This window comes from Shewanella sp. FJAT-51649 (genome assembly GCF_019457435.1).
Lineage (GTDB): Bacteria > Pseudomonadota > Gammaproteobacteria > Enterobacterales > Shewanellaceae > Shewanella > Shewanella mangrovisoli.
In genome coordinates this window covers 3,576,423-3,601,306 of record NZ_CP080411.1, presented here as the reverse complement: position 1 = coordinate 3,601,306, position 24,884 = coordinate 3,576,423, and the positions used below count along the sequence as shown (strand labels likewise).

The 24,884-nt window shown below is 43.9% G+C and carries 21 protein-coding genes; 17 read left to right on the top strand and 4 right to left on the bottom strand.

The features are described from left to right. The first annotated feature begins 6 nt into the window (after window positions 1-6). The 9 genes from lspA to K0H59_RS15790 all read left to right on the top strand — a co-directional run bounded on the left by lspA (window position 7) and on the right by K0H59_RS15790 (window position 8,405). Complete coding sequence (gene lspA, locus K0H59_RS15830; RefSeq protein ID WP_011623704.1) at window positions 7-519, top strand: signal peptidase II; 513 nt, start codon at window positions 7-9, stop codon at window positions 517-519. Further along, window positions 519-941, top strand: a complete 423-nt coding sequence (fkpB, locus tag K0H59_RS15825; protein WP_069454418.1) for an FKBP-type peptidyl-prolyl cis-trans isomerase — start codon at window positions 519-521, stop codon at window positions 939-941. The genes lspA and fkpB overlap by 1 nt, the downstream gene beginning before the upstream one ends. A gap of 1 nt (window position 942) precedes the next feature. Then, window positions 943-1,899, top strand: coding sequence for a 4-hydroxy-3-methylbut-2-enyl diphosphate reductase (gene ispH, locus K0H59_RS15820; RefSeq protein ID WP_088210425.1), 957 nt, complete (start codon window positions 943-945; stop codon window positions 1,897-1,899). 216 nt (window positions 1,900-2,115) lie between these two features. Further along, on the top strand, window positions 2,116-2,676 hold the full coding sequence (pilV, locus tag K0H59_RS15815) for a type IV pilus modification protein PilV (protein ID WP_088210426.1): 561 nt from the start codon (window positions 2,116-2,118) through the stop codon (window positions 2,674-2,676). 18 nt (window positions 2,677-2,694) lie between these two features. Then, a complete protein-coding gene (locus tag K0H59_RS15810) occupies window positions 2,695-3,672 on the top strand; it encodes a PilW family protein (protein WP_374911698.1) in 978 nt (325 codons plus the stop codon). A 15-nt stretch (window positions 3,673-3,687) separates the two neighbouring features. Next, window positions 3,688-4,122 carry a PilX N-terminal domain-containing pilus assembly protein gene (locus tag K0H59_RS15805; RefSeq protein WP_088210428.1) on the top strand — a complete coding sequence of 145 codons (435 nt, stop codon included), beginning with the start codon at window positions 3,688-3,690 and terminating at the stop codon, window positions 4,120-4,122. Window positions 4,123-4,126: 4 nt separating this feature from the next. Next, a complete protein-coding gene (locus K0H59_RS15800; protein WP_088210429.1) occupies window positions 4,127-7,702 on the top strand; it encodes a pilus assembly protein in 3,576 nt (1,191 codons plus the stop codon). Between the two features lie 8 nt (window positions 7,703-7,710). Continuing rightward, on the top strand, window positions 7,711-8,109 hold the full coding sequence (locus tag K0H59_RS15795) for a type IV pilin protein (RefSeq protein WP_220053659.1): 399 nt from the start codon (window positions 7,711-7,713) through the stop codon (window positions 8,107-8,109). Next, window positions 8,106-8,405, top strand: a complete 300-nt coding sequence (locus tag K0H59_RS15790) for a TapY2 family type IVa secretion system protein (protein ID WP_220055619.1) — start codon at window positions 8,106-8,108, stop codon at window positions 8,403-8,405. The genes K0H59_RS15795 and K0H59_RS15790 overlap by 4 nt, the downstream gene beginning before the upstream one ends. 25 nt (window positions 8,406-8,430) lie before the next feature. Here K0H59_RS15790 and K0H59_RS15785 read toward each other — a convergent pair whose 3' ends face one another. Together K0H59_RS15785 and K0H59_RS15780 are read right to left on the bottom strand one after the other, a co-directional pair. Continuing rightward, window positions 8,431-8,913, bottom strand: a complete 483-nt coding sequence (locus tag K0H59_RS15785; RefSeq protein WP_088210432.1) for a GspH/FimT family pseudopilin — start codon at window positions 8,911-8,913, stop codon at window positions 8,431-8,433. A gap of 154 nt (window positions 8,914-9,067) precedes the next feature. Continuing rightward, window positions 9,068-9,580 carry a GspH/FimT family pseudopilin gene (locus tag K0H59_RS15780; RefSeq protein ID WP_220053658.1) on the bottom strand — a complete coding sequence of 171 codons (513 nt, stop codon included), beginning with the start codon at window positions 9,578-9,580 and terminating at the stop codon, window positions 9,068-9,070. Window positions 9,581-9,817: 237 nt separating this feature from the next. Here K0H59_RS15780 and glnB point away from each other — a divergent pair, with 237 nt between their 5' ends. Beyond that, window positions 9,818-10,156 carry a nitrogen regulatory protein P-II gene (gene glnB / locus K0H59_RS15775; RefSeq protein WP_011073353.1) on the top strand — a complete coding sequence of 113 codons (339 nt, stop codon included), beginning with the start codon at window positions 9,818-9,820 and terminating at the stop codon, window positions 10,154-10,156. Window positions 10,157-10,348: 192 nt separating this feature from the next. Continuing rightward, window positions 10,349-11,638 carry an NAD(P)/FAD-dependent oxidoreductase gene (locus K0H59_RS15770; RefSeq protein WP_011717954.1) on the top strand — a complete coding sequence of 430 codons (1,290 nt, stop codon included), beginning with the start codon at window positions 10,349-10,351 and terminating at the stop codon, window positions 11,636-11,638. 69 nt (window positions 11,639-11,707) lie between these two features. Here K0H59_RS15770 and K0H59_RS15765 read toward each other — a convergent pair whose 3' ends face one another. Beyond that, the gene (locus K0H59_RS15765; protein WP_086903855.1) at window positions 11,708-12,724 is read right to left on the bottom strand and encodes a LacI family DNA-binding transcriptional regulator; all 1,017 of its coding nucleotides are present in this window, start codon (window positions 12,722-12,724) and stop codon (window positions 11,708-11,710) included. Window positions 12,725-13,150: 426 nt separating this feature from the next. Between K0H59_RS15765 and K0H59_RS15760 the strand changes: the two genes are divergently transcribed. From K0H59_RS15760 to K0H59_RS15750, 3 genes are all read left to right on the top strand, one after another. Continuing rightward, window positions 13,151-15,778 carry a TonB-dependent receptor gene (locus tag K0H59_RS15760; protein WP_220055618.1) on the top strand — a complete coding sequence of 876 codons (2,628 nt, stop codon included), beginning with the start codon at window positions 13,151-13,153 and terminating at the stop codon, window positions 15,776-15,778. 96 nt (window positions 15,779-15,874) lie between these two features. Then, window positions 15,875-17,398, top strand: a complete 1,524-nt coding sequence (locus K0H59_RS15755; RefSeq protein ID WP_220053657.1) for a tryptophan halogenase family protein — start codon at window positions 15,875-15,877, stop codon at window positions 17,396-17,398. A 36-nt stretch (window positions 17,399-17,434) separates the two neighbouring features. After that, window positions 17,435-18,124, top strand: a complete 690-nt coding sequence (locus K0H59_RS15750; RefSeq protein WP_220053656.1) for a SapC family protein — start codon at window positions 17,435-17,437, stop codon at window positions 18,122-18,124. 18 nt (window positions 18,125-18,142) lie between these two features. Here K0H59_RS15750 and K0H59_RS15745 read toward each other — a convergent pair whose 3' ends face one another. Next, the gene (locus tag K0H59_RS15745; RefSeq protein WP_088210765.1) at window positions 18,143-19,051 is read right to left on the bottom strand and encodes a sulfite exporter TauE/SafE family protein; all 909 of its coding nucleotides are present in this window, start codon (window positions 19,049-19,051) and stop codon (window positions 18,143-18,145) included. Window positions 19,052-19,541: 490 nt separating this feature from the next. Here K0H59_RS15745 and K0H59_RS15740 point away from each other — a divergent pair, with 490 nt between their 5' ends. The 3 genes from K0H59_RS15740 to K0H59_RS15730 are packed head-to-tail and all read left to right on the top strand — an operon-like array spanning window position 19,542 to window position 24,854. Continuing rightward, window positions 19,542-20,531 carry an ABC transporter substrate-binding protein gene (locus K0H59_RS15740; protein WP_220053655.1) on the top strand — a complete coding sequence of 330 codons (990 nt, stop codon included), beginning with the start codon at window positions 19,542-19,544 and terminating at the stop codon, window positions 20,529-20,531. After that, window positions 20,531-22,018: a methyl-accepting chemotaxis protein gene (locus K0H59_RS15735; protein WP_220053654.1), complete on the top strand. Its 1,488-nt coding sequence runs from the start codon at window positions 20,531-20,533 to the stop codon at window positions 22,016-22,018. The genes K0H59_RS15740 and K0H59_RS15735 overlap by 1 nt, the downstream gene beginning before the upstream one ends. Window positions 22,019-22,046: 28 nt before the next feature. Next, window positions 22,047-24,854 carry a family 20 glycosylhydrolase gene (locus K0H59_RS15730; protein WP_220053653.1) on the top strand — a complete coding sequence of 936 codons (2,808 nt, stop codon included), beginning with the start codon at window positions 22,047-22,049 and terminating at the stop codon, window positions 24,852-24,854. The last annotated feature ends 30 nt before the right edge of the window (window positions 24,855-24,884 follow it).

Here is a 24,884-nt window from a genome sequence, read left to right as displayed (position 1 = left end):
ATCTGTATGCCATTAACTTGGAAAGACAGTGGCTTACGTTGGTATTGGGTAGTTGTATTGGTGTTTTTGGCCGATCAACTATCCAAACAATGGGTCTTAGCCAATTTTGATTTGTTCGAATCGGTGAAGTTATTACCTTTTTTTAATTTCACCTATGTACGTAACTATGGCGCCGCATTTAGCTTTTTAAGTGAAGCAGGTGGTTGGCAACGTTGGTTATTTACCTTAGTGGCCGTTGGTTTCAGTACCTTGTTGACTGTGTGGCTGCGCAAGCAATCGGCATCCCTATGGAAGTTAAATTTGGCTTACACCTTAGTGATTGGTGGCGCCCTAGGTAACTTAATCGATCGATTGATGCATGGTTTTGTAGTGGATTTTATCGATTTTTATTGGGGTAAGAGCCATTATCCTGCCTTTAATATCGCTGATTCCGCGATTTTTATCGGCGCAGTGCTGATCATTTGGGATTCGTTTTTTAACAGCAAATCCGAACAAGATAAAACCGAAGAGGTGAAGTAGTGACTGTGACACGTTCGTTATTGTGCCATATGAATATTGTGCTTGAAGATGGTTCGACCGCCGATAGCACTAAAGCCTCGGGTAAGCCAGCACGTTTAAATATCGGTGATGGTACTTTAAGTCCTGCATTTGAAGCGCAGCTTGCTTCCTTAAATGAAGGCGACAAGCACAGCTTTACGCTTGAAGCCGTCGATGCATTTGGTGAGTCAAATCCCGATGCGATTCATTATATGGATAGAACCCGTTTTCCTGCTGATATGGAGCTTGAGGTTGGCGTTATCGTCAGTTTCGCCGGCCCTGGTGGCAGTGAGATCCCCGGTATTGTGCGTGAGGTTGCGGGCGATTCGATTACGGTCGATCTCAATCACCCTCTAGCTGGACGGAAAGTCACATTTGAACTCGACGTGGTGAAGGTACTGTAAGATGAAATTAGATCCTACCAGCCCAAGTTTAAATATTATGCTGGCTAATCCTCGCGGCTTTTGTGCTGGTGTGGACAGAGCCATTAGCATTGTTGAGCGCGCGCTCGAGTTATTTTCGCCGCCAATTTATGTTCGCCATGAAGTCGTGCATAACCGCTATGTGGTGCAAAACCTGAAGGACCGCGGTGCGGTTTTTGTTGAAGAGTTAGACCAAGTACCGGATAACAATATTGTTATCTTCAGTGCGCATGGGGTTTCTCAGGCGGTACGCGCCGAGGCTAAAGCGCGTGGGTTGCGAGTATTCGATGCGACTTGTCCGTTAGTCACCAAAGTGCATTTACAAGTGACCCGTGCGAGTCGCAAGGGGATTGAATGTATTTTGATTGGCCATGCGGGGCATCCTGAAGTTGAAGGCACAATGGGACAATATGATAACCCCAATGGTGGTGTTTATCTGATTGAGTCCCCTGCAGATGTCGAGACTTTAGAAGTTCGCGATCCTAATAACCTCTGTTTCGTGACTCAAACGACGCTGTCGGTGGATGATACGCTCGATATCATCAGCGCCTTATTAAAGCGTTTCCCGTCCATCGAAGGCCCGCGTAAGGATGATATTTGTTACGCGACGCAAAACCGTCAAGATGCGGTACGTAATTTATCCGCCGATGTGGATCTGTTAATTGTGGTCGGTTCGAAAAATAGCTCTAACTCTAATCGCTTGCGTGAGTTGGCATTAAAAACCGGAACTCAATCTTATCTGGTTGATACCGCTGATGATATCGATTCATCTTGGTTTGAAAATGTGACAAAAGTTGCAGTGACCGCTGGCGCATCGGCACCAGAAGTGCTGGTTCAGCAAGTGGTTCAAGCGATTGCAAAATTAGCACCGAGTGTCGTCACCGAAGTTGAAGGGCGTAAAGAAGATACCGTCTTTGCCGTACCAGCGGAATTACGCTAGTTCATTCTAATCAATGTGATGAATAAAAAGAGGCCAATGGCCTCTTTTTTTATTATCAAAATTCACCAAATACAAACAAGGCATAATGGAATTAACGCTTATATGCTATTGTTACTGGCTACTTACATTTTACTCATCTATTATTAACTGCTAGCAATGTTTTTATCGTAAGATTAAGATTTAAAAGGGTAAATAGCTGAAAAGCTTGTCAAAAATATGACTAAATTCGAACGGTTGACGCATAACAGAATTCAACGGGGCTTCTCTTTAATTGAAGTGCTTGTCGCATTGGTGATTCTAGTGATTGGCTTGATCGGTATTTTTAATTTACACATTGTGGCCAAGCGCGGCAGCTTTGAATCTTTTCAGCAAACACAAGCCTCCTATTACGCCAATGATATTATCAACCGCATGAAGCTAAATCGAACGCAGCTTGATAGCTATGCAGGAGAATACACTGGCGCGCCAAGTTCCGTCGCAAAGGTGTGTGAAAACGCAACACTTTGTAATCCAGCAGAATTAAAGTTGTGGGATATTTTTGAATGGCAATCTTCGTTAACCGGAGAGTCTGAGACTGTTGGCACTCAAAACGTTGGGGGATTGGATTCTCCTACAGCTTGTATTGAAGTGAATAATCGTGATGTTCTAGTTGTGATTACTTGGCGAGGCATACGTGAGACCAACATTGATACTTCAGCCGTTGCGGATGCTGCAGACACTTGTGGTGCTGACACTGAAAATAGGCGCATTTTTTCACTTAAAACAGTGATTATTTAGATGAAAAAATCATTTCGTATGACGTTAAGTAAAACCATGGAACGGGGAATGTCACTCGTTGAGTTGATGGTCGCTATGGTTATCGGGCTTTTTTTGACTGCCGGTGTATTTACCATGTTTAGCATGTCGTCATCAAACGTGACAACGACAAGCCAGTTTAATCAGTTGCAAGAGAATGGTCGTATAGCCTTGGCCATAATGGAAAGAGATATTAGTCAGTTAGGTTTTATGGGGGATTTAACGGGAACTGATTTTATCGTCGGGACAAATACTAACATCGAGGTTACTACCATAACCGCTGATTGTGTTGGTGATGGGTTGAATAACGCGACGCTACCTAACAATCAGCCGGCCCATTTTAGGCGTTTGTGGGGATATGAAAATACCGCAACAAGTACTCATCTTAGTTGTTTAGGGAATAGTGATGTTAATGCGGATACAGATGTTTTGCAGCTAAAACGCTTTATTGGACCCAATGTCGCGGCTGGGAGTGCAAACTCAGTGTATGTCGCTGCAAATTCTTCTCAGGCGGTATTTTTTGTTGGTGCGACTCCAACAACGACGCTTGAAAATCCGAGAACATGGGAATATCAACACCATGTGTATTTTATTGCAAATGATGCAAATCAAATTCCTATCCTAAGGCGTAAAACCTTAACCAGTACAGGCATGAGTAACGATGAGCAGTTAGTTGAAGGCATTGAGAACATTCGATTCTTATATGGTTTTGATAATGACGGGGATAGCACTCCTGATAGCTTTATGCCTGCTGAAGATGTCACATCATTGATGTGGGATAACGAAGGCTTTCAGCGATTGGTCGCGATAAAAGCGTTTGTACTGGTGAGATCGATTAACGAAGACAAGAGCTATACCAACGAGACTGAGTACCTTTTGGGAGACAAAACCATCACTATTCCTGCTAACGACCATTATCGTCGTAAGGTATTATCGACAACAATAGTATTGGAAAATCCTGTGCTTATACGCAGTTAATTGAGGCCATGAGTGATGAGAAAGCAGAAAGGGATAGTGTTATTTTTTGCATTAATTGTCTTGGTCCTTATGACAGTTATTGGTGTTGCGTTGGCGGTTAACTCTACACAATCGTTGCGAATGTCAGGGGCGGGTGCAGAAAGAATCGAAGCTAAAGCCATTGCCGATGGTGGTTTAGAACAGGTGATTTCAGATTATTCGGGTGAGCAATTGGCAAACCTTAACGCAGAAGCAGATACAACAGTATTTAATAGTCGTCAGACATTGAAGCCATTGCCTGAAACTGGTGTGCGTGATGTAGGATGTCAAAGAACCTCAAATGCGACAGGGGCAAATTTGGTTAGCTGTAGAAGGGCCGAGATTAGCAGTTCAGTGACCTTTGGTCGGGACAATCTTGGCTCATTAACCGTTGTTTCAGGTGTAGAGCAACAAGTGCTAACAGGAAACTAAAGTTATGTTGAAAAAAATCTTTTGTGCTCTTATGGCTGCTACAGTCATTATTGCAGGGCAAATACATGCAGATGATACAGAGCTTTATCTTGTTGACTCAACGGTAAGGACTGGCAAGCGCCCACAGGTGTTATTTATCTTTGATAACTCAGGGAGTATGTCAACGGAAGATCAGAATGCTGTCAGCTCATATTGTTCCCAAGCTGGTCATGCTGCAGGTACTTGTACCTATCCTGCAGGATTTGAGACATATATGAATAGTTATTCTGGATATATCAATGATAAAGGCACTTATTGGAATGCTGGCGGTATAGATAATACTAGCAATATGCCTACACCTGATGATCCTAACGATGGTCGTCGTTTTTATTTAGGGAATAATAATTGTAATACGGCAGCCAAAGCTTTAGTGGATAAGGGGCGTTACACTGGATACTTACGTGAATTTAACAAGAATAGGTGGGAGTCTTTAGCAAACAATAATGGTTTTAATCAGAACGATATTGTTGACTGCTACGAAGATATTCTCAATAAAGACCCTAAAAATCCAGGTTCAACTAATAAAAACACAACGTTTGCAAATGGTTATCCTGTTGATTCTAATAAAATGTATACATCGGGAAGCTCTGAGACAGATCGTTTATATAGCTTAAATAATACAAAGTTTGGAACTGAAACACCGGTGACACTTTACTCTGCACATTACTTAGTGTGGTACAAGTGGGCTACAACTACAACAGAAGGGCAGAACAGTGGCGGTACTGGTACTCGTTTAGATGTCGCGAAAAATGCACTTAAGTCAGCATTAGAGTCATTGGCTATTCCTATTGATGCTGCTCTTGCCGTTTATAACTTGAACTATCCAACCGAAAATTATGCTGACGGCGGACGTATTATTTATGATATGACCGAAATGACGGAAGCAAATAAGTCGTCTTTAATCTCTTTAATCAGAGATATGCCTGCTCAAACCAATACACCTCTGTGTGAAACATTATATGAGGCTTATCAGTTTTTTAGTGGCGGCCCAGTCACCTTTGGTAATGATGATAAAAACGCGACTGGAAATAACAAAGTTGATAACTATACGCCAAATAGTCCTTCAAGCATCTTGATGAGTGGAAACTACGCAACGAAGTTTAAAACATGCCCGGACACCGCATATGTGATTTATATTACCGATGGTGCGCCAACACTCGATCATGCAGCGGATGATTCGATTAAGCAATTAACTTCAACCGCTAAAGTCGCTGGTGACTACAGTGCGATGAGTTTCAAAAATGACCGTAATCAAGATGATTTTAGCTATTTGCCTGCTTTAGCGGCTTATATGTACAACAATGATATTGTTGTTGGGCCGAAAGATTCGAATGGTGTTGATAACAAACAAAACGTGAGATTGTTTACCATTGGCTTTTCTGACGGTGCGGACAAAGCAGCAGCGCTATTGGAAGAAGCGGCTTTTAGGGGCGGAAGTCCAAGAGTGAATGGTGTATCTAAAGGTTATTACGTTGCTAAAACGGGCCTTGATTTAGTCGAAGCGATGAACGACGCATTAAAGTCTATTCTGACCATAGATTCATCATTTACCTCTCCGAGTATTGCCAGTAACAACTTCGATAAAACACAGACCTATAACTCAGCTTACTTTGCTATGTTTTTACCCGGTGGCGGACCTCGCTGGAGTGGCAATTTGAAAAAGCTGAAGGTCAATTCCTCTGGTGAGATTGTCGGTCCCGGTGGAACAACGGGAGCAATTGATACTAATGGTAATATTTCAAGTGATACTTGTACCTATTGGAATACCTGTCCTGCGGGTAACATCGATGGTAATAAGGTTAAATCGGGTGGGGTGTTACCGACCTTAAAGTCCCAATTGAAAAATAGAAAAATATACATAAATGATGGAAGTGGTTTGAGTTTGCTTACCACAATAAGCGACTCGAGTTTTTATTCTCTTCTAGGAAGTCCTGCAACTAGCTCCGTTTCTGATACTGTCTCCAAGAATAGAGATTGGATTTATGGTGTCGATGTTGATGATGAAGATAATGATGAAACCTATACCGACCCCCGAGATGATATTATGGGGGATCCTCTTCACTCGAAACCTCTCGCTATTAACTTCGGTAATAAACCTACAACAGATGCAGATGGCAATGTGACATCTGAAAATCTTGATGTTCGAATCTTAGTTGGTACCAATCAGGGATTGGTACATATGTTTAAAGATTCAGACACGGGTAGTGGCGACTATGCTGTTGGTTCTGTTACTGAGTCCTGGGCATTTATGCCATCTGAATTAGTGCATAACATTCCAACACTAAGACAGGATGATTCGACAGGTACTCACAGTGTTTATGGGATGGACTTATCACCCGTTGCTTATACTGAAACGGATTCGGTTGGCAAGGTCAATAAGGCTTGGGTTTTCCTTGGAATGAGGCGCGGCGGCACATCTTACTATGCGTTAGATATCACAAATCCAGATTCACCACAGTATAAGTGGATGATCAATTCTAGTACGGAAAAGTTTGAAGACTTAGGTCAAAGTTGGTCTGAACCTGTCGTGACTTTTATCCCATCAATCTCTGAACCTGTGTTGATTTTTGGTGGCGGGATGGAATCAGCAGATGGTTCTGGGGCGGCTGTTTATATTGTCAAAGCATTTACGGGTGAATTTGTGACCAAGTTTACCGCAACGGGAATGAGCAGTATCCCAAATAAAGTGGCTGTTTTAGACAGTAATAATGACGGTATATCTGACCGGATATATGCAAGTGATATTGAGGGTAGTATTTGGCGAATAGATTTACCTTCGACCGATAAAACCAATTGGTCTGTATTCCAATTTGCTAAAATTTCAACAACGAGTGCCCCTAATAACAGGATGTTTTTTGCTGAACCTACAGTGGCACAAACCCAGTTTAATAATATTCATTCTGAAAATGGGGTCTTATCCTATCAGAGTATCCCTTATGACGCTGTCACAGTGGGTACGGGTAATAGAACGCATCCATTGGACATCGCCACTAATGACATGTTTTATGTATTTCAGGATAGAAATGTTGTCACTAAACAATTCACTGGGACCGATATACCGGCCCCTCTAACAATTTCTAATCTATATGATGTTACCTCTGCAGCACCTAGTTCGCAGAGTGATAATATTGCTTTTGGGCAAAAGAGAGGTTGGTATTATGATTTCCCTGCCACGGGAGAGAAAAGCCTATCTTCCTCACTAATTTTTGATGGTAAGGTTTATTTCACCTCATTTGTTCCGCCGACGAACCAAGCCGTTGATTTGGATGCGGGGGTATGTGGTTTTTCAGGACAGGGACGACTTTACGTATTTGACCTACATAAAGGTACTCGAACATCAAATACACTTTACTATGAGGTTGGTGAACGTATTCCTGATACTCCCCAGATTGTTATCCCTGAGCCAAAACCAGGTGAAGAGCCGAAAGCGTATGTTATCGGTGTAGGTAAGGGCGAGTGTGAAAACGGTGAATGTAAGGGAACGATCGAATTGGGTAGCGGCTTAAAGACTAACAAAATTTATTATCATATTGATGAGTAAGAACATTAATGAAAAAGAATAGACTGCTAGGGTTTACGTTAATTGAAGTCATGATCGCTGTTGTTATTGTGGGGATTTTGGCTTCGATAGCCTATCCCTCATACATTGATTACGTGGTTAAGAGTGGGCGGTCTGAAGGTGTTGCGGCGGTTATGAAGGTTGCGAATCTTCAAGAGCAGTATTATTTGGATAACCGAGCCTATGCGACAGATATGACCAAGCTGGGGTTAGCCGCTAGTCCTTTTGTTACAGAGCATGGGCGTTATAGTTTAGCGTCAAGTGGTACCAGTTCATTCACTATTACTGCGACTGCACAAGGTTCGCAGGCTAGTCGAGACTCAACGTGTGCGACTATTACGATGACATCTGCTAGTGTAAAGGGGCCTTCTGCGGAGTGTTGGAAATGATAAGATATTGTATTGCTTTAGCATTAGCTTTGCCTACATTTGTGTTTGCTGCGGAACCTACAGTTGTTATGCAGGATTACAAATGCCATGTCACAACGACAAATGGTGATAAAGTGCTGTTTTATCGATGGAGGATTAAAGATGTCAATTTGAATATGGCTAGTCTTCCTAGTAAGCAAAAAGTAGGTGGAGATAAAAAGAAATTCTTTATTAAAGAGGTAGTCGAGTGTGTTGAGCTTAGCAAAGAGTTCACTAATGAAAACAGTAAAAAAATGGATGAGCTAACCTTGAGATAAGCTAATGTGTGCGGAATATCTTCTGTCACGAACAGCTTTTACCATCTGCTCCGTAAGAGATTAGCCCACTAGAGCTTATGTTTACACTCTTGGAGTTTGTCGCGGAGCCACCTGGGCAATAGATGATTTCTACAGCACTGTTTGCTGATAACATGCCTTCAGAGCTAAAGGTAAAACTCGCCGAATTGCTTTTTACACTGTCATTTGTATTGAATGCGTCAATAACACGAATATCTTTATTATCAGGGCTGACAACTTTAATCCCATTTCCCCAATTCGTACCACATGCACTTCCGTTTGATGCACAAACTTTAATTGTTGCGCCATAACTGACCGCTTGATTTCTGGCAAAAACCATAATGTCATGAATTTTGGCGATATTATTATTAACGCGCACACCTTCATAGACGGATATTAAAGATGGTACACCGATGGTTAATAATATTGCGGCCACTGCAATCGTAACCATCAGTTCAACCAGTGTGAAACCAAGCAATTTATTTAGCATGCACTCAACCCTCACTTATACAAACTAAAGTATAAGCGAGAATAGGCGGGATTTCAGTATCTAAGTTGCATCCTTTGTGCTGTTTAGTTTCTAAAAGGTAGTCTTAATCCTGTTATGCTGTCAGTTGATAATGCCTTCAATCAATACGCGTCATTTATCCGCAGCGGATCTTGGCATCAGTCGATAGTCTTGCCCTGCCAGCTTGATTTACCACAATCCCTCGCGAGTAGGGGCTCGTGGGACTTGATGGGCAATACTTCAATGTTCCATTCGTACCAGACGCAAGACCATCTGGTTGAAAACGAATTAAGGTTCGATTGTAGATAACTGTATCTCTGGTATTAAAAGCATTAGTGGTAAAAATAGTCGTTTCATTGCTATCGAGTTGACTATTGCTGTTAACATCGATAAATACCGTCAAACCAAGCTGCCAGTTAGATATGCACTGATTGTTGCTTAAGGCGCAGACTGTCACTTTTCGGTTGAAGGAAATGGCATGATTTCGGGCGAGCATCAGTGTTTGCTGGATGACTTTGATATTACTATCAGCTCTAAATCTCGTGTTGAAATCGCTTAACGAGGGAGCACCAATCGATAACAGAATGGTAGAAATGGATACCGTAGTGATGAGTTCAATCAAGCTAAAACCATGTGATAGAGTTTTCATAACAGATCCTTTGTTATAAATGTCGCTCGCATCCTACGAGCCTATGGAGCAAAACTGCTGCTGTTTAAGTATAGAAGCGTACCAATGAGCCTTTTAGATTTTTACGGACTAAGAATTGTTTTATAGAAACTGTGTTTTATGAGGAAAGCGCTGCCTATACTTCAATAATCGCCTAACCCCGTGTAAGCTAATGGCATTCTATTTGATTATCTGTCAGCAAGTGCCGAGGAATGTTTGATGAAAAAAGTTGAAGCGATTATTAAGCCTTTTAAATTGGATGATGTACGCGAGTCACTTGCTGAGATAGGTATCACCGGGATGACAGTGCTTGAGGTAAAAGGTTTTGGCCGTCAAAAAGGGCATACAGAGCTTTACCGCGGCGCTGAGTATATGGTCGACTTTTTGCCTAAAGTTAAAATTGAACTCGTCATTCAAGATGATTTAGTCGACCAAGCGATTGATGTCATTGTGGAAACGGCTCGCACAGGTAAGATCGGCGATGGTAAAATTTTCGTGACTGATGTGGAACGTGTTATCCGCATTCGAACTGGTGAAGAGAACGAAGAAGCGGTGTGATTTATCCGTTTCAAGAGGGGGCCATTAGGCCCCTTTTTGTTGCTTAAAATTTATGAATGATGGAACTAAGTCTTTCTGTTCCTGAAATATCTTTAATGCAAAATAGCCTGTTTAGTTAGACTAAAGTAGTTATCTCTTATCTGTTCCATGGTATAACTTAGCCACTTAAATAGGCTTGTTGAGGTTGTTATTTTGGCTACGAAACGAATCGTGATAGTAGGTGGTGGGGCGGCAGGTTTAGCGCTAGCCTCTAAATTAGGCCGCAAGATGGGCGGTAGTGATGTCGTCGATGTTTGCTTAATTGATAAAAGCCCAATCCATATTTGGAAGCCAAAATTACACGAAGTCGCAGTTGGGGTTATTGACCAGTCTATCGAGGGATTACTGTATCGAGATCATGGTCTTAAGAATGGTTATCGATATATTCGTGGCGAAATTGAGCAATGTGAGCCCGATGCCAAAACAATCCAACTTGCTGCGGTTTACAGTGACTCGGGTGAATTGCTACTGGAGCCCCGTCAAATTGAATACGATTACTTAGTGCTGGCCTTAGGTGGGGTCTCTAATAGTTTTAATACCTTAGGTGCTGAGAAGCATTGTATTTTTCTTGATAGTTTAGATAACGCTAACTTATTCCATCAAAAATTATTAGATGCATTACTGCAACTCAATGAAACACAAGAGAAAGTCAGCATAGGTATTGTTGGCGCTGGCGCCACAGGTGTCGAATTAGCCGCTGAGCTTCACCATGTCATTGAGTCGGTGAAAGAGTATGGTTACCTCAATATCTCTAAGCATCATTTAGATGTGCATCTTATTGAAGCATCACCAAAAATTCTCCCACAGTTACCCGAGCGTGTGAGCGCAAGAGCCCAAGCGGTATTGGATAAAATTGGCATCCGTTTGCATATCGGGGTGCAGGTTAAAGAAGTCACCCGCGATGGCTTTATTACACAGGATGGTGATGTTATCGAAGCGGGGCTTAAAGTGTGGGCGGCTGGTGTAAAAGGTCCAAAAGCGTTTCAGAACTTCTCTAAGTTGCCGATTACGCCGCGCAATCAAGTGGAAGTTGATGCTTGTATGCGAGTAAAAGGTCATCAAGATATTTATGCGCTTGGGGATTGCGCTTTATTAATTCTCGAGTCTGGTCAACCTGTGCCACCGCGCGCTCAAGCGGCTGCACAAATGGCGGATACTCTGTATGAGAATATTGTGAACCGTTTGCAAGGGAAGGCGGAAAAACCTTTTGTGTATAAAGACTACGGTTCTCTGGTGTCTTTAAGTCGTTTTTCTGCGGTCGGTAATCTAATGGGGAATTTGCGTTCAGGAACTTTCTTCGTGGAAGGACATATCGCAAGGATCATGTATATCTCGTTATACCAAAGACACTTAGCGAGCCTATATGGCTGGTTCTCCGCAATTATTTATCGCATTGCGCAAAAGCTACTGAAATGGCAAAGGCCAAAGCTGAAATTGCATTAACTCATTAATTGAAAAATAAAACAGAGAGCCTTGGCTCTCTGTTTTGTTTTAGTCTTACTGGGCTGGAGATTAATGCTTTGGAGAGGCTGAAGAGTCTCGTATCACAGGCTCTGGCGTAAATGTTTTTGCAAACTTGGCATCTTGCTCGCGGCGTTTCGCGATTAATAACTCGGTTGCCACTTGGGCAATTTCAGCGTTAGGTTGATGCACTGTTGTCAGTTTCGGCCATGTTTGGCGTGAGAATGGGCTGTCTTCGAAGCCGACAATGGATAGATCGCCCGGGATATCTAGCCCTGCTAAACGAGCAGCAAAAAGTGCCCCAGCAGCAATTTCGTCGTTACAGGCAACAATTGCTGTTGGACGGTTCTTTTGTTTGATCAGAGTGTTAGCACCTTCTACGCCCGACTCAAATGAGTATTTTCCTTCAATTATGTAATCTTCATTCAGAAGCAGGCGATTTTTTGTTAATGCTTGTTTATAACCAAGTAACCGCTCTTTGGTAGACTCGTGGTGTAGATCGCCACTTAAAAAGGCAATTTCTTTATGGCCTAAGTCGATTAGATGTTGGGTAATTTCCACCGCACCAAATTTGTCATTGACTAAAATCGTCAGCCCATCCTGCTCTTTATCACCTTCGCCGGCAATAATTCGCACATAGTTAGCGTCAATATCACTTAAGGCTTTAAGGACTTTAGGATCTTCAGAAAGAGGCGGTGTTAACACTAAACCTGCCAGTCGCGAATGTTTCACTAGTTGAGTCAGTTCATCGCAAATGGTGTCAGATTTGGCGTTACAAGGATGAATAACCAGCTCATAGCCTTTATCTTTACAGGCCGACAAAATCCCGTTTTGCATATCAATAATGTAATAAGCGTTGGGATTATCATAAATAAAACCAATGGCATAGGATTTTGTGCCAGCAAGGTTTCTGGCGGCGAGATTGGGCTGGTAGTTTAATGCCTTGATGGCCTCGTTCACTTTATCAACCGTGGCTTGTTTTACCGAAGGTTCGTTATTGGTTACGCGGGAAACTGTCTTGATTGACACTCCAGCATATTTAGCGACGTCGTTGATAGTGACTTTCATTGATCTACAAACTCTTTATTCAAATGTGCGAAGGGCTAGCTAATTGATGAACCTAAATCCTTTAGGCGCAATTTACAAGCCGACAGCGTTGTCAGCTTACTTTTTATTATGCTTCTTATAGTGCGAGCATTTACCGCGTATAGCAATGCTGAATTGTTACAAACTGAGGCATTTTTCAACTGTTAACACTCGGTTATAAGTTGTAATTTTACATCAAAATATCTAAGTGATTATTTTTGCTTGATTATATTGGTTTTTCTCTTCTCAATACTTCGCTTTATGACATTTTTTTTCGTCCAGAGTTATTTTGTTGTGGCAAGGCTGTTAATTATTGTGTAATGTTTGCACTAGACATGACAGCGTTGTCATTCCGTCGGAATGGTTATGAATACTAAAACGATAATAAAGTTATGGAAGGGAAACGAGATGCGACCATCATCCTTTAAGAAAAGTGTACTAGCTACAAACATTGCTATCCTACTCGGCAGCGCTGTTTCAATCGGAGCTGTTGCTGCTGAGGCTGAAGCCGCCGTTGCGGCAGTGCCAGAAAATATTGAGAAAATTGAAGTTCGTGGTATGAGAGCTTCGATGAAAGCTTCTGTTAACGACAAACGTTTTTCTGACTCAGTCGTTGATGCTGTGACTGCTGAAGATATCGGTAAATTCCCTGATGGTGACGTAGGGGAGTCCTTAGGTCGTATTCCTGGCGTTGCTGTAAACCGTCAGTTTGGTCAAGGACAGCAAGTTTCTATCCGTGGCGCTTCAAGCCAATTAACGAGCACCTTACTGAACGGCCATTCAGTTGCTTCGACTGGTTGGTTTGATCAACAAGCGATCGACCGTAGCTTTAACTACAGCTTAATGCCTCCAGAAATGGTTGGTGGTATTGAAGTTAAGAAATCTTCACAAGCCGATATTGCAGAGGGCGGTATTGGCGGCACAGTGTTAGTTAAGACACGTAAACCGCTTGATTTAGATGCTAATTCGGTATTTTTAAGTGCAAAGGGGGATTACGGAACCGTTTCAGAAGAAATTGATCCACAAACTTCAGGCTTGTACAGCTGGAAAACGGAAGATGAGAAGTTCGGTTTCCTAGTGGCTGGTTCTCTGGATCAGACAGAATATCAACGTAACGGTATTGAAACTCTATTAGGTTGGGGGGAAATTGTTCCCACGACTTTCCAGCAAGAGCGTGAGCGCACAGCTTTAAATGCTGCATTCCAATACAGACCAACTGATAATCTCGAATTCGGTCTGAATCTGATGAGCTTACAGCTCGATGCTAACAACGCGAACACATCAATTTTCTTATTCCCAACCCAGCAAGGTGAGAATACTTGTCTTAAGAAAAATGCTGCAGGCGTATGTACTTTAGTTGAACACACTGGTAACGGCGGATTTGCTTGGGCACAAACATGGGCTCGTAAAGCAAGTATGTCATCAGATACTGTGGATTTAGATTTCGCGTATCAAGCAGATAACTTCAAATTAGAAGGCCGTATCGGTAAAACTAAAGCTGAAGGTGGTACCGATCTTACTTCTAACTACGGTCAATCAATTGGTAAACCAGAAGATTTCGCAGGGACTTATGATGCAACTGGTGATGTGATTGACATCAACATTGCAAACAACTCATTTGATGCTGGTGACTTCAACGGTCAATTAGAAACGGCTGGTTGGGCACTGAAAAAACAACCTAACACAGACGAAGAATCATTTGCGACCTTCGATATTACAGTTCCGGTTGAATTTGGCGTTATTACCTCAATTAAATCAGGTATTAGCTATGCAGACCACGATGTAACTCAAACGACAGAGGCTGCACAATCATCTAATATCGTCGCAAAAGATGCCTCAGAATATTACTCTGGCACTATGTCATCTGGTGCAGGTTTTACCTTACCTAAGCCAATTTTTGACAATATGATCAGAGATGCTTATGGCGCAATCGATGGCTTTACTTTAGATAAGTCTGGTTACGGTACTCTGCAAGAGAAAAACTTAGCCCTGTACACTATGGCTACTTTTGCTGGTGAAGGCGTACGCGGTAACTTCGGTTTAAGATATATCTCTACCGATGTTGAGTCTGACTACTACGCGTTTAGCCAAACTGGTACCTATGCTGATGATTTAAGTACTGATAAAGCAAGCTATCACGATGTCTTACCAAGCATGAACATTGCGTTTGACTTGGCAAGTGACTTAATTTTAAGAGCATCAGCTGCGCAAGTTATTTCTCGTCCTAACTATGCAGATCTCTTCGCCACGTCTAAGTTACCAGGTTTTAACGATGGTACGCCTGGCAACGAGAAGAAAGTGACTGGTAGCGTGAATCTGCAGCCGTTCAAAGCCTCTCAGGCGGATCTGAGCTTAGAATGGTACTTCAGCGGTGAAGGCTTATTTGCTGTTACTTACTTCATTAAAGATGTTAACTCTTTCATTTCGACTAGAGAAAAGCTGAACCAACAGATTGGTATTGATGACCCTAACTTAGTTGCTCAAGGTGGCAGTTCTTGTGGTGCTGGCATCTATGACTGCTGGACCGTCAGTGAAAACTATAATGCTAACGGTGGCTCTATCGATGGTATTGAGTTGCAGTTGCAAGACTCATTTGACAATGGTTTTGGTTACTCAGCTAACTACACCTTTGCAGATGCTTCATCTCCAGCTGAAAACTATGCGGACCGCGTAGGTGTGTTCTCAGACTCATCTAAGCATACCGTTAACTTAGTGGGTTACTATGAAATTGATGATTTCTCTGCTCGTGTAGCTTATAACTGGCGTTCTGAGTACATGATGCGTGAATTACCAGGCTTCTATGGTAACCGCGAGCATCAAGCTTACGGCACGCTAGATTTAAGTGCTAACTACGATGTAACTGATTACTTATCTGTGACATTTGAAGTGGTTAACTTACTTGAAGAAGATAGCATTCAGAAAGGTGTATCACCTGTTGATGCTGAAGGCGTTATCAGTGAGTTTAAAGATAACTACCCAGTGTGGAGCTTCGATGGTGAAGCTCGCTACAAACTTGGTGTAGCACTGCGCTTCTAATTCAATTCAGTGACGAAAAAGCCTAGCAATCGCTAGGCTTTTTATTATCAAAAACACCAACAATAAACTCAGCTTACGCAATTTTAGAGGCGCGTTATGACAATCAGAAAAATAGCCATTATAGGGGGCGGGACTTCAGGTTGGTTAGCGGCGAATCATTTAGGACGAGTGTTGCAGGGGCGCTCTGAACTATCCATCACGCTGATTGAATCTCCTGATATTCCTATCATCGGTGTTGGTGAAGGTACTGTTCCGTCCATTCGGAAATCACTACAGAGTTTTGGGATCAGTGAATCAGAGTTTATTCGCTCATGCGATGTGACGTTTAAGCAGTCAATTAAATTTGTAAATTGGTTAGATAAAGCGCGACATGGTAAGGATAATTTCTACCACCATCTATTTGATATCATTAATTTACAAGGCATAGATACTGTTTCTGCTTGGTTGGCCGAGAAACAAGGTGACTTTGCTGATTATGTTTCTCCCCAGCATCTTGTTTGTGAGGCCGCCAAAGCGCCAAAGCTGATCACTACACCTGAATATGCCGGGGTGTTAGGTTATGCCTATCATCTAAATGCGGCGAAATTTGCCAAATTACTGGCGAAAAACGCGATTGAGAAATTCAACGTTGAGCACATTTTTGCCACGGTGCAGGATGTTCGTTTAGGCGATGATGGTGCAATTTCATCTTTGCTGACTGAGCAAGGGACTCTCTCTTTCGATTTCTATATTGATTGCAGTGGCTTTGAATCTATTTTGTTAGCTAAAGCATTAAAAGTGCCATTTATCAGTAAAGCGCATCAACTGTTTATTGATACTGCATTAGTCGCGCAAATCCCAACGCAACCTACGGATATCATCCCCCCTTATACTCAAGCAACGGCCCATCAAGCGGGTTGGATTTGGGATATTGCATTGACCCAGCGCCGAGGCACGGGATTTGTCTATTCGTCCGCTCATATGACGCAGTCAGAGGCTGAGCGAAAGTTTGACCATTATCTTGGTGGCAAACTTGCCGATGTTCCGCATCGTAAAATTCCAATGACAGTGGGCCATCGTCAACAGTTTTGGGTAAAAAACTGCGTAGCTTTGGGGCTAGCTCAAGGATTTTTAGAGCCGATTGAAGCGACATCCATATTATTAACGGATTTCTCCGCGCGTTTTCTGGCAGAACGTTTCCCTGCACATACAGATGATGTTGATTACTTAGCAAAGCGGTTTAATGATACCGTGGGCTACGCATGGGAGCGGGTCGTAGAATTTGCCAAACTGCATTACTGTTTATCGAATAGAACTGACTCATCATTTTGGCTCGATAATCAGGCTTCAGAGACCATTCCCGAAGGATTAAAACAACGACTCGAACTATGGAAATCCTATAGTCCTATTGCTGAAGATTTTCCATCTAAGTTTGAAGTGTTTAACTTAGACAATTATTTATACGTTCTTTATGGCATGAAATATCAGACTAATTTGCGTGCCGGCTCGTCGGCAACACCGGCCTCTTTGAACATGTATATGAACAAAATGTCGAAGCTAAAACAACGGATGCTAGATGGTTTGCCTGAGCATAGGGAATTGCTCGATAAAATCTGTACCTATGGTTTGCAATCTATTTAATCGTTTTAAATTTAATGGGTAAAAAGGAAAAATATAATGAAAACACAATTTGTACCTTTAAATGACTCGAGTCATAAGAATTTGGCTATTGGTGATAAGGTCGATTACAGCTACTTTGAAACTGTGCATATGCTACCACTGCAAGTGCAAGAGTTTATGTCGGCTGTGACAAGCTTTCCTATTGTTTTTACAAAGAATAACCAAACAGGTGAGTTTGTCTCGATAGCGATTACCGCGCTAAAACCGAATACCAATAAGCTACTAAAAAATGGGCTGTGGCAATCACGGTACTTACCAATTCAAGTGCAGTTATATCCATTAGGCATGACCCATGTCGATGAGGAAAAGATTATTTTAGGCATAGATATTAACAACTCATCCGTGGCTGAAAATGAAACTCACCGGTTATTTACTGAGACAGGAGAGAAAACGGACTACTTGTCCAAGAAGCTCGAACTCGCGGGTTTACAAGCTAGCTATCAAGATATGACGAAGTACTTTATCAAAGTATTGTTGGAGCACGAGTTATTACAACCAAGAACACTTACTGTTACGGCGCTGGATGGCACAAAAACGAATATCGACGGTATCTATACGATTGATGAGCCTAAGCTGCAACAGCTTGATGATGCAACTTTATTGAATTTTGCGAAACGGGGCTTCTATTCGGCCATTTATGCGCATCTTTGTTCATTAAGTTTAATTGATTTAGTAATGGATAGATAAGATAGCGAGCTTTCTATTCTAGTTTGCGAGCATGACGCTCCCAGTCAAGATAATCCAACTTGAGAAAAACAGCTTTAAGGTTTTGACTGGGAGAAATAGCGCCAGTTTTCGCGCTAATAAACCGCCGATAATTGCGCCTGGGCCCGCAAACAGTACCAGCTCGAATAGGGCATGACTGCTACTTGCAAACACATGTATCGGGCTTGCTGACCAGACGGTAATCGCCGATACCACCACTCCGATGGCAACAGCCATCTTGGCACACACTCCCCGTAACATCAGATAGATCACTAAGAGTTCGCCCACGCCAACTGATAACCAAGCGGTGATAATCCCGCCCAAATAACCAATTATTGCTAGCCAGCAATAGTCTCGGGCGTTGAGGCGATGGCTTTGAAGGGGGCGGCGCTGGTTGCTGATAATGATCGCTATCCCTAATGCGATAGAAAAAAGACTAAAGCTAGTATGCAGCGAAGAAGGGGAGTTCAACTGCCATAACTGACTGCTCCAAAGGCCAAGCATTGAGCAGGTCGCCGCTAATAAAATACTCGGAATAAAACCTGACCAGGTTTTGTCATGGTGATGGTGTCGTCGATAGTAGCCTGACCATGAAATCGCCCCTGCCGTCATACCAAAACATTGGATCATGAATGAGGTGGAGACACTCTGAGTTTCACTGAAATTTAAGCTAGAGAACACCGGAATAAAGATCACGCCACCTCCCGCACCCGTAGCATTTGCAAAGATGGCTCCCGTTATCCCCAAAAACAGAAACTGACCGTATTGTTTTATTAACTCAACGGGTTGATGAAATTGGACTAACCAACATAGCCATGCACTCAATAGCACAAGGACGATTGCCATCGCTCGATAATATTGGCCGAGGTTAATCTTTCTGCTTTTGAGGATAAGGCCATATGGCAGCATTTTGAGTGATCGCGAGGGATGGGTGAATTGTTGCATGCATGTTATCAGTCGAAGACAGCGTTGTCACACTGATGTGGAAATAAAAAGTTAAAATATAATCTATTGATATTTAATGGTTAAAAGTGTTTCGACTAAAAAAATACCGATAAATGTCAAAAAAATGTAGAAAACCTGTTCTTTCTTGTGTAATTTAATCAATGACAACGCTGTCATCTGCTTGTGTGATTCGTTGTTTTGTAAGGTCTGCATGAAGAGGATGAGGTCTCCTTATTCATGTACTTGGCAGAAGTATTGCTGGTCGGGCGGCGATACGTTTGTCTTTAATATTTTGATAGTCTCTCCCCAGAAACTAGCGTTGGCTGGGTACTGTAAGCAGTGCCCAGCCATTTTTTTAGGTAGAGCGACCTTGCTTAGGATAAGCAGACAAGTTAGCGGCATTAAAAAATAAAACTCGCTGGATATTCCAGTCATAAAAAAGAGGCTGCGATTCATGGTTATTCATATTGCTACACTGCTTGGCAGTGTAGTAACGATTTTAGCTAAACGTTTGTTGATGTCCATGCTAGGACTCTGGGCGAGCGCTGTGGTTTGTGCTTTTAGTTTCACTGTGATAGCCGCAGTGGCGTCCACATCGTTGACGCTTGCAAATGCCGCCTATGCGGCTGGCAATTCTACGGCAAGCAATCCCGCTCCCATCAAGATAGTGACTACCATCCAACAGCAATGGCAGTTTAATCTCCTCAAAGAGGCGCTGCGCCGCTCTGGTCAGTCCTATCAGGTCGAGCAAATGTCGACGCAGATGAACCAGAAACGTAAGGTCGAAGAAGCGCTGGCTGGTACAGTCGATGTTTTTTGGAGCATGACTTCCAAGGAGCTTGAGGAAACCGTGCTCCCGGTTCGTATCCCCTTGTTTAAGGGATTGCTCGGTAACCGCCTGTTAATTATCCGCAAAACGGATGAGGCCAGATTCGCTAATGTAAAAACGCTGGCGGATTTTAAGCAATTAAAAGCGGGACAAAACCGCTATTGGCCCGATGCCAGCATTCTCGAAGCCAATGGCTTGCCTGTTGTGACTAGCTATCAATATACCAATCTCTATCCGATGTTAGAGGGTGGCCGATTCGATTACCTCGCCCTCGGCGCACAGGAAATTGGCGATGAGCTCGCAAGCCACCCCGATCCCGCGCTGAAAATCGATACTCACATCCTGCTGCAATATCGATCGCCGGCATATTTTTTTGTGTCCCCAAAACGTCCCGAGTTAGCGGCGGCAATCTTAGCGGGGCTCGAAAATATGATAAGCGACGGCAGCTTCGACGAGATGTTTAATCGCGAGCTTAAGATAGACAAGCTCTACCGTGATGCCCAGTTTGAGCAGCGCGTCATTATTCGTCTTGATACGCCTGATTTAAGTCCCTTAACCCCCATTGAACGCCAAGAGTTGTGGTTAGATCTATTTAGTATGCAAGGTGCAAAATAATGAAAACATTAGCCTTAAAAGTACAAATTGGGTTAGCAGCTGCGATATTTATGATAGTCAGCGTGCTATTTGGGGTGTCCTATTGGTTGGCGAGCGATAGTTTGACCAGCAACGAAATGGCCTTTGAAGACAATACCGTTGCGAATCTTCAAGTCACCATGGTACAGCCGATTTTTACCTACGACTACGAGCAGATCCGTGCCGTGTTGTCTGTCATGTTAAAGTCTGAGCAAATCTATCAAATCACCGTTGTGGATCATCGGGGTAAGTTGCTCGCCGAAGACAAACAAGCCGAGACCGTTGCCGCAAGCGACCTACAAACAAGAGAGCTACAGTTCAGCGACCAAGGGAATCCGACTGGGCGTTTAACCATTGCCTTCTCTACTTTGCCAGTTAAGGCGCAACTATCCGACTTATTGCTGGGGTACTTTTTACAGGCGCTGCTGATTTTAGCGGGCAGTCTGTTAGTGATTTTCATCATTCTCAAACGCTTAGTGATTAGCCCCTTAGAGAAGGTCGTCGCCGCATTAGAAGAAATCGCCAATGGTGATGGCGATTTAAGCCACAGATTACCCGTGGAGAGCGAAGATGAAATCGGCAAACTTGCTAATGCTTTCAACGGGTTTGTCGAGCAAATTCATGGCACTATTACCAGAGTGCATGAAACCTCGGGCTTGCTTTTGGGCGATGCTAAGGCGCTGGGCACGCTGTCGCAAAGCAACAATCAAAGGGTGCAAGCGCAGCTTAAAGAAACCGAAGCCGCGGTCACGGCCGTGACTCAATTGAGTGCCAGTGCCAACGAAGTGGCCATCAATGCTAAACGTACCGCCGATGCGGCAACCCAAGCCGATAGAGCGGTCGACGATGGTCAGCGTCAGTTTGACTCGGGCTTAGCCATTACCCGTCAATTGGCGGGGGAATTAGCGCGTTCTGCCCAATCGGTATCGCAGTTACAACAGGAAACCCAACGCATCGATGAAGTCGTGGTGGTGATCAGCAGCATTGCCGAACAGACTAATCTACTCGCCCTAAATGCCGCCATTGAAGCCGCCAGAGCGGGTGAGCAGGGGCGTGGTTTTGCCGTTGTTGCCGATGAAGTGCGCTCTTTAGCGAGCCGTACCCAACAGGCAACGGGAGAAATCCAAAAAATGATCCAACAGGTGCAGAGCCGAGTTGCCGAAACCGTGAATGTGATGCAATCGAGCCAGACTCTCTCCAATCAAGGGGTCAACCGTTCGGAAGAAATTAAGCTAGTGCTGTCTAAAGTGACTGATTTAGTTTCCAATATCAGTAATATGAATATCGAAGTTTCCCATGCGGCGCAGGAGCAAACCTGTGTCACCGAAGCGATTTCTCGTACATTAAATGATCTTGCCAATGTCTCAGGTTCAGCCTCCCTCGATAGTGAGCACTTAGCACAATCAAGTGAGCGACTGTTTCACCAAGGGGAAAGACTGCGGACGTTAGTAACTTCCTTCAGATTGTAGCCATTTCTGAAGCTAGAAAAGGAATATCATGAATAAAACGATTGCCGCCACCGCGATTTTATTGGCTCTGGGCTTAACGGCCTGTAGCGACGCGCCTAAAACCGAGGCAGTGCCTAGCTCAAGCTCTGTTGAGCAAGCTAAGTCCAGCCAATTAACCCAAGCGCAATTGCAGCAGTTTGGGGATACCTTGGGCGTGAGTTATCGCGTGCTCACCAACAGGCCCGATGATAGTTGTGACAAAGCCGCTGCCGAAGGTCGTTGTTTTGTTGCTGAAATCGATTTTGTCCCAGAGGTTGAGCTTAAGAGCCTAGATTGGGCAATTTATTTTAGTCAGATGCGGCCAGTTCAAGCCGTTGAAAGCAAAGAGTTTAGTATTACGCATATCAAGGGCGATCTGTATCGCATCGCGCCCACCGAGGCATTTAGCGGTTTTAGCAAGGGCGAGAAAAAGACCTTAAAATTCCGCGGTGAGCTATGGCAGCTCTCTGAAACCGATGCCATGCCAAACTATTACATAGTTGCTGGCGAATTATCGCCAGTGGTGATCGTCAGCACGCAAGTGCAGCAAGATCCTGAAACGGGGATGGAAGTGCGCCCCTATGTTGAGGCGTACACCGATATGGTGAAGCAGTATCGCCGTACCGATGCGGATAAATTAGCGCCTGCCACACCTGCACAGCTATTTAGCAATAATCAACACGTCAGTGAAGATGCCAGCTTAGCGGTCAATACCATTATTCCGACGCCGCAAAAAGTCGCTATCCACAGCCAAGATAAAGCCGTGTCACTGACCTCTGGTATTAAACTGGATTTCGGCTCGGTCACCAACGCATCTGCCGCACAACAAGCTTTGGATCCTGAACAATTGGCGGCGGCACTTTCTCGTTTAGCACGCTTAGGTGTTAACGAGTCTGAACAAGGTCTAGCGGTAAAGCTGAACTGGCGTCAAGGCGCTGAGGGCAGTTATCTGCTGGATATCAAGGCGGATGCGATTGAGATTGCTGCTGCCGATGCTGCAGGGTTTTCCTATGCGTTATCGTCGCTTGCCAGTTTGATTGATGTGCAAGATTTGCATGTAAATGCCATGACGATTGAGGACAGTCCAAGGTATCCATTCCGTGGTATGCATATCGATGTGGCCCGTAACTTCCATAGCAAGGCGTTGATCTTTGACCTGCTGGATCAAATGGCGGCGTACAAGCTCAACAAATTACATTTACATATGGCCGACGATGAAGGTTGGCGCCTAGAGATCGATGGCCTGCCTGAATTGACGGACATCGGCAGTAAGCGTTGCCACGATTTGGAGGAAAATACCTGTCTGTTACCACAGCTTGGCAGCGGGCCTTTTGCGGATGTTCCCGTTAACGGTTTCTATAGCAAACAAGACTATATCGACATAGTCAAATATGCCGATGCGCGCCAGATTCAAGTGATCCCTTCGATGGATATGCCAGGCCATAGCCGCGCAGCGATTAAAGCCATGGAGGCGCGTTACCGTCGATTACTGGCGGAAAACGTAGAGCTTCAAAACACGGGCAAAGTGCAGGTTGTCCCTGTGCAGGAAGCGGCAAATCAAGCTAACACAGCGGTAAAAGCGTTAGATGCGGGCGCTCGTCAATTGCAAGCTGAAGGGAAAACCACGGCAGCCGAGCAATATTTGTTATCCGATGCAAACGACAAAACGGTTTATTCTTCGGTGCAGTATTACAACGATAACACCCTGAACGTTTGCATGGAGTCGACCTATCAATTTGTCAATAAAGTCATTGATGAAATTGCCAAGTTACACCAAGCCGCGGGCCAGCCATTAACCCGCTACCATATCGGTGCCGACGAAACGGCAGGGGCGTGGAAACAATCACCCGCCTGTTTGGAGTTTGTGGCTAATAACGATAAAGGCGTTAAGTCGATAGATGACTTAGGCGCTTATTTTATCGAACGAATTTCGACTATGTTAGCGGCAAAAGGCATTGAAGCGGCTGGTTGGAGCGATGGTATGAGCCATGTTCGCCCAAGCAATATGCCTGCAAAAGTTCAATCCAATATTTGGGATGTGATTGCCTACAAAGGCTATGAGCATGCCAATCAGCAAGTCAACAACGGTTGGGATGTGGTGCTGTCAAACCCTGAGGTGCTGTACTTTGACTTCCCCTATGAAGCCGATCCTAAGGAGCATGGCTATTATTGGGCAAGTCGTGCGACCAACGCGCACAAAGTGTTTAGCTTTATGCCGGATAACTTAGTGGCAAACGCGGAGCAGTGGACCGACATTCAAAATCTGCCTTTTGAGGCTGACGATAGGGCCAGAACCGATGAGAAGGGCAAACAATCTGGCCCAAGGGAACAAGGTAAAGCCTTTGCCGGATTGCAGGGCCAGCTCTGGAGTGAAACCATCCGCAGCGATAACACTGTGGAATATATGATTTTCCCGCGTTTACTGATGTTGGCTGAGCGTGCTTGGCATCAAGCCGCGTGGGAAGTGCCATATCAATATCAAGGCGCTTTGTATAATCAAACTACAGGGCATTTCACCGAAGTTATGCGTGAGGCTCAGGCGCAATCTTGGCAGCAAATGGCTAACACTTTAGGGCATAAGGAGTTTATCAAACTCGATAAAGCGGGTATCGATTACCGAGTGCCGACCGTCGGCGCCGAGATCCGTGACGGTAAACTGTTTGCCAACGTGGCTTATCCGGGACTTAAGCTTGAATGGCGACAAGCGAGTGGGCAATGGCAATCCTATCAAACTGGGCAGGCGGTAACGGGACCCGTTGAGATCCGCGCGATCGCGGCCGATGGGAAACGTAAAGGTCGCAGCTTAGTCGTTAATTAATGAAGTAGTTATATCTGGCTGTATTTTAAA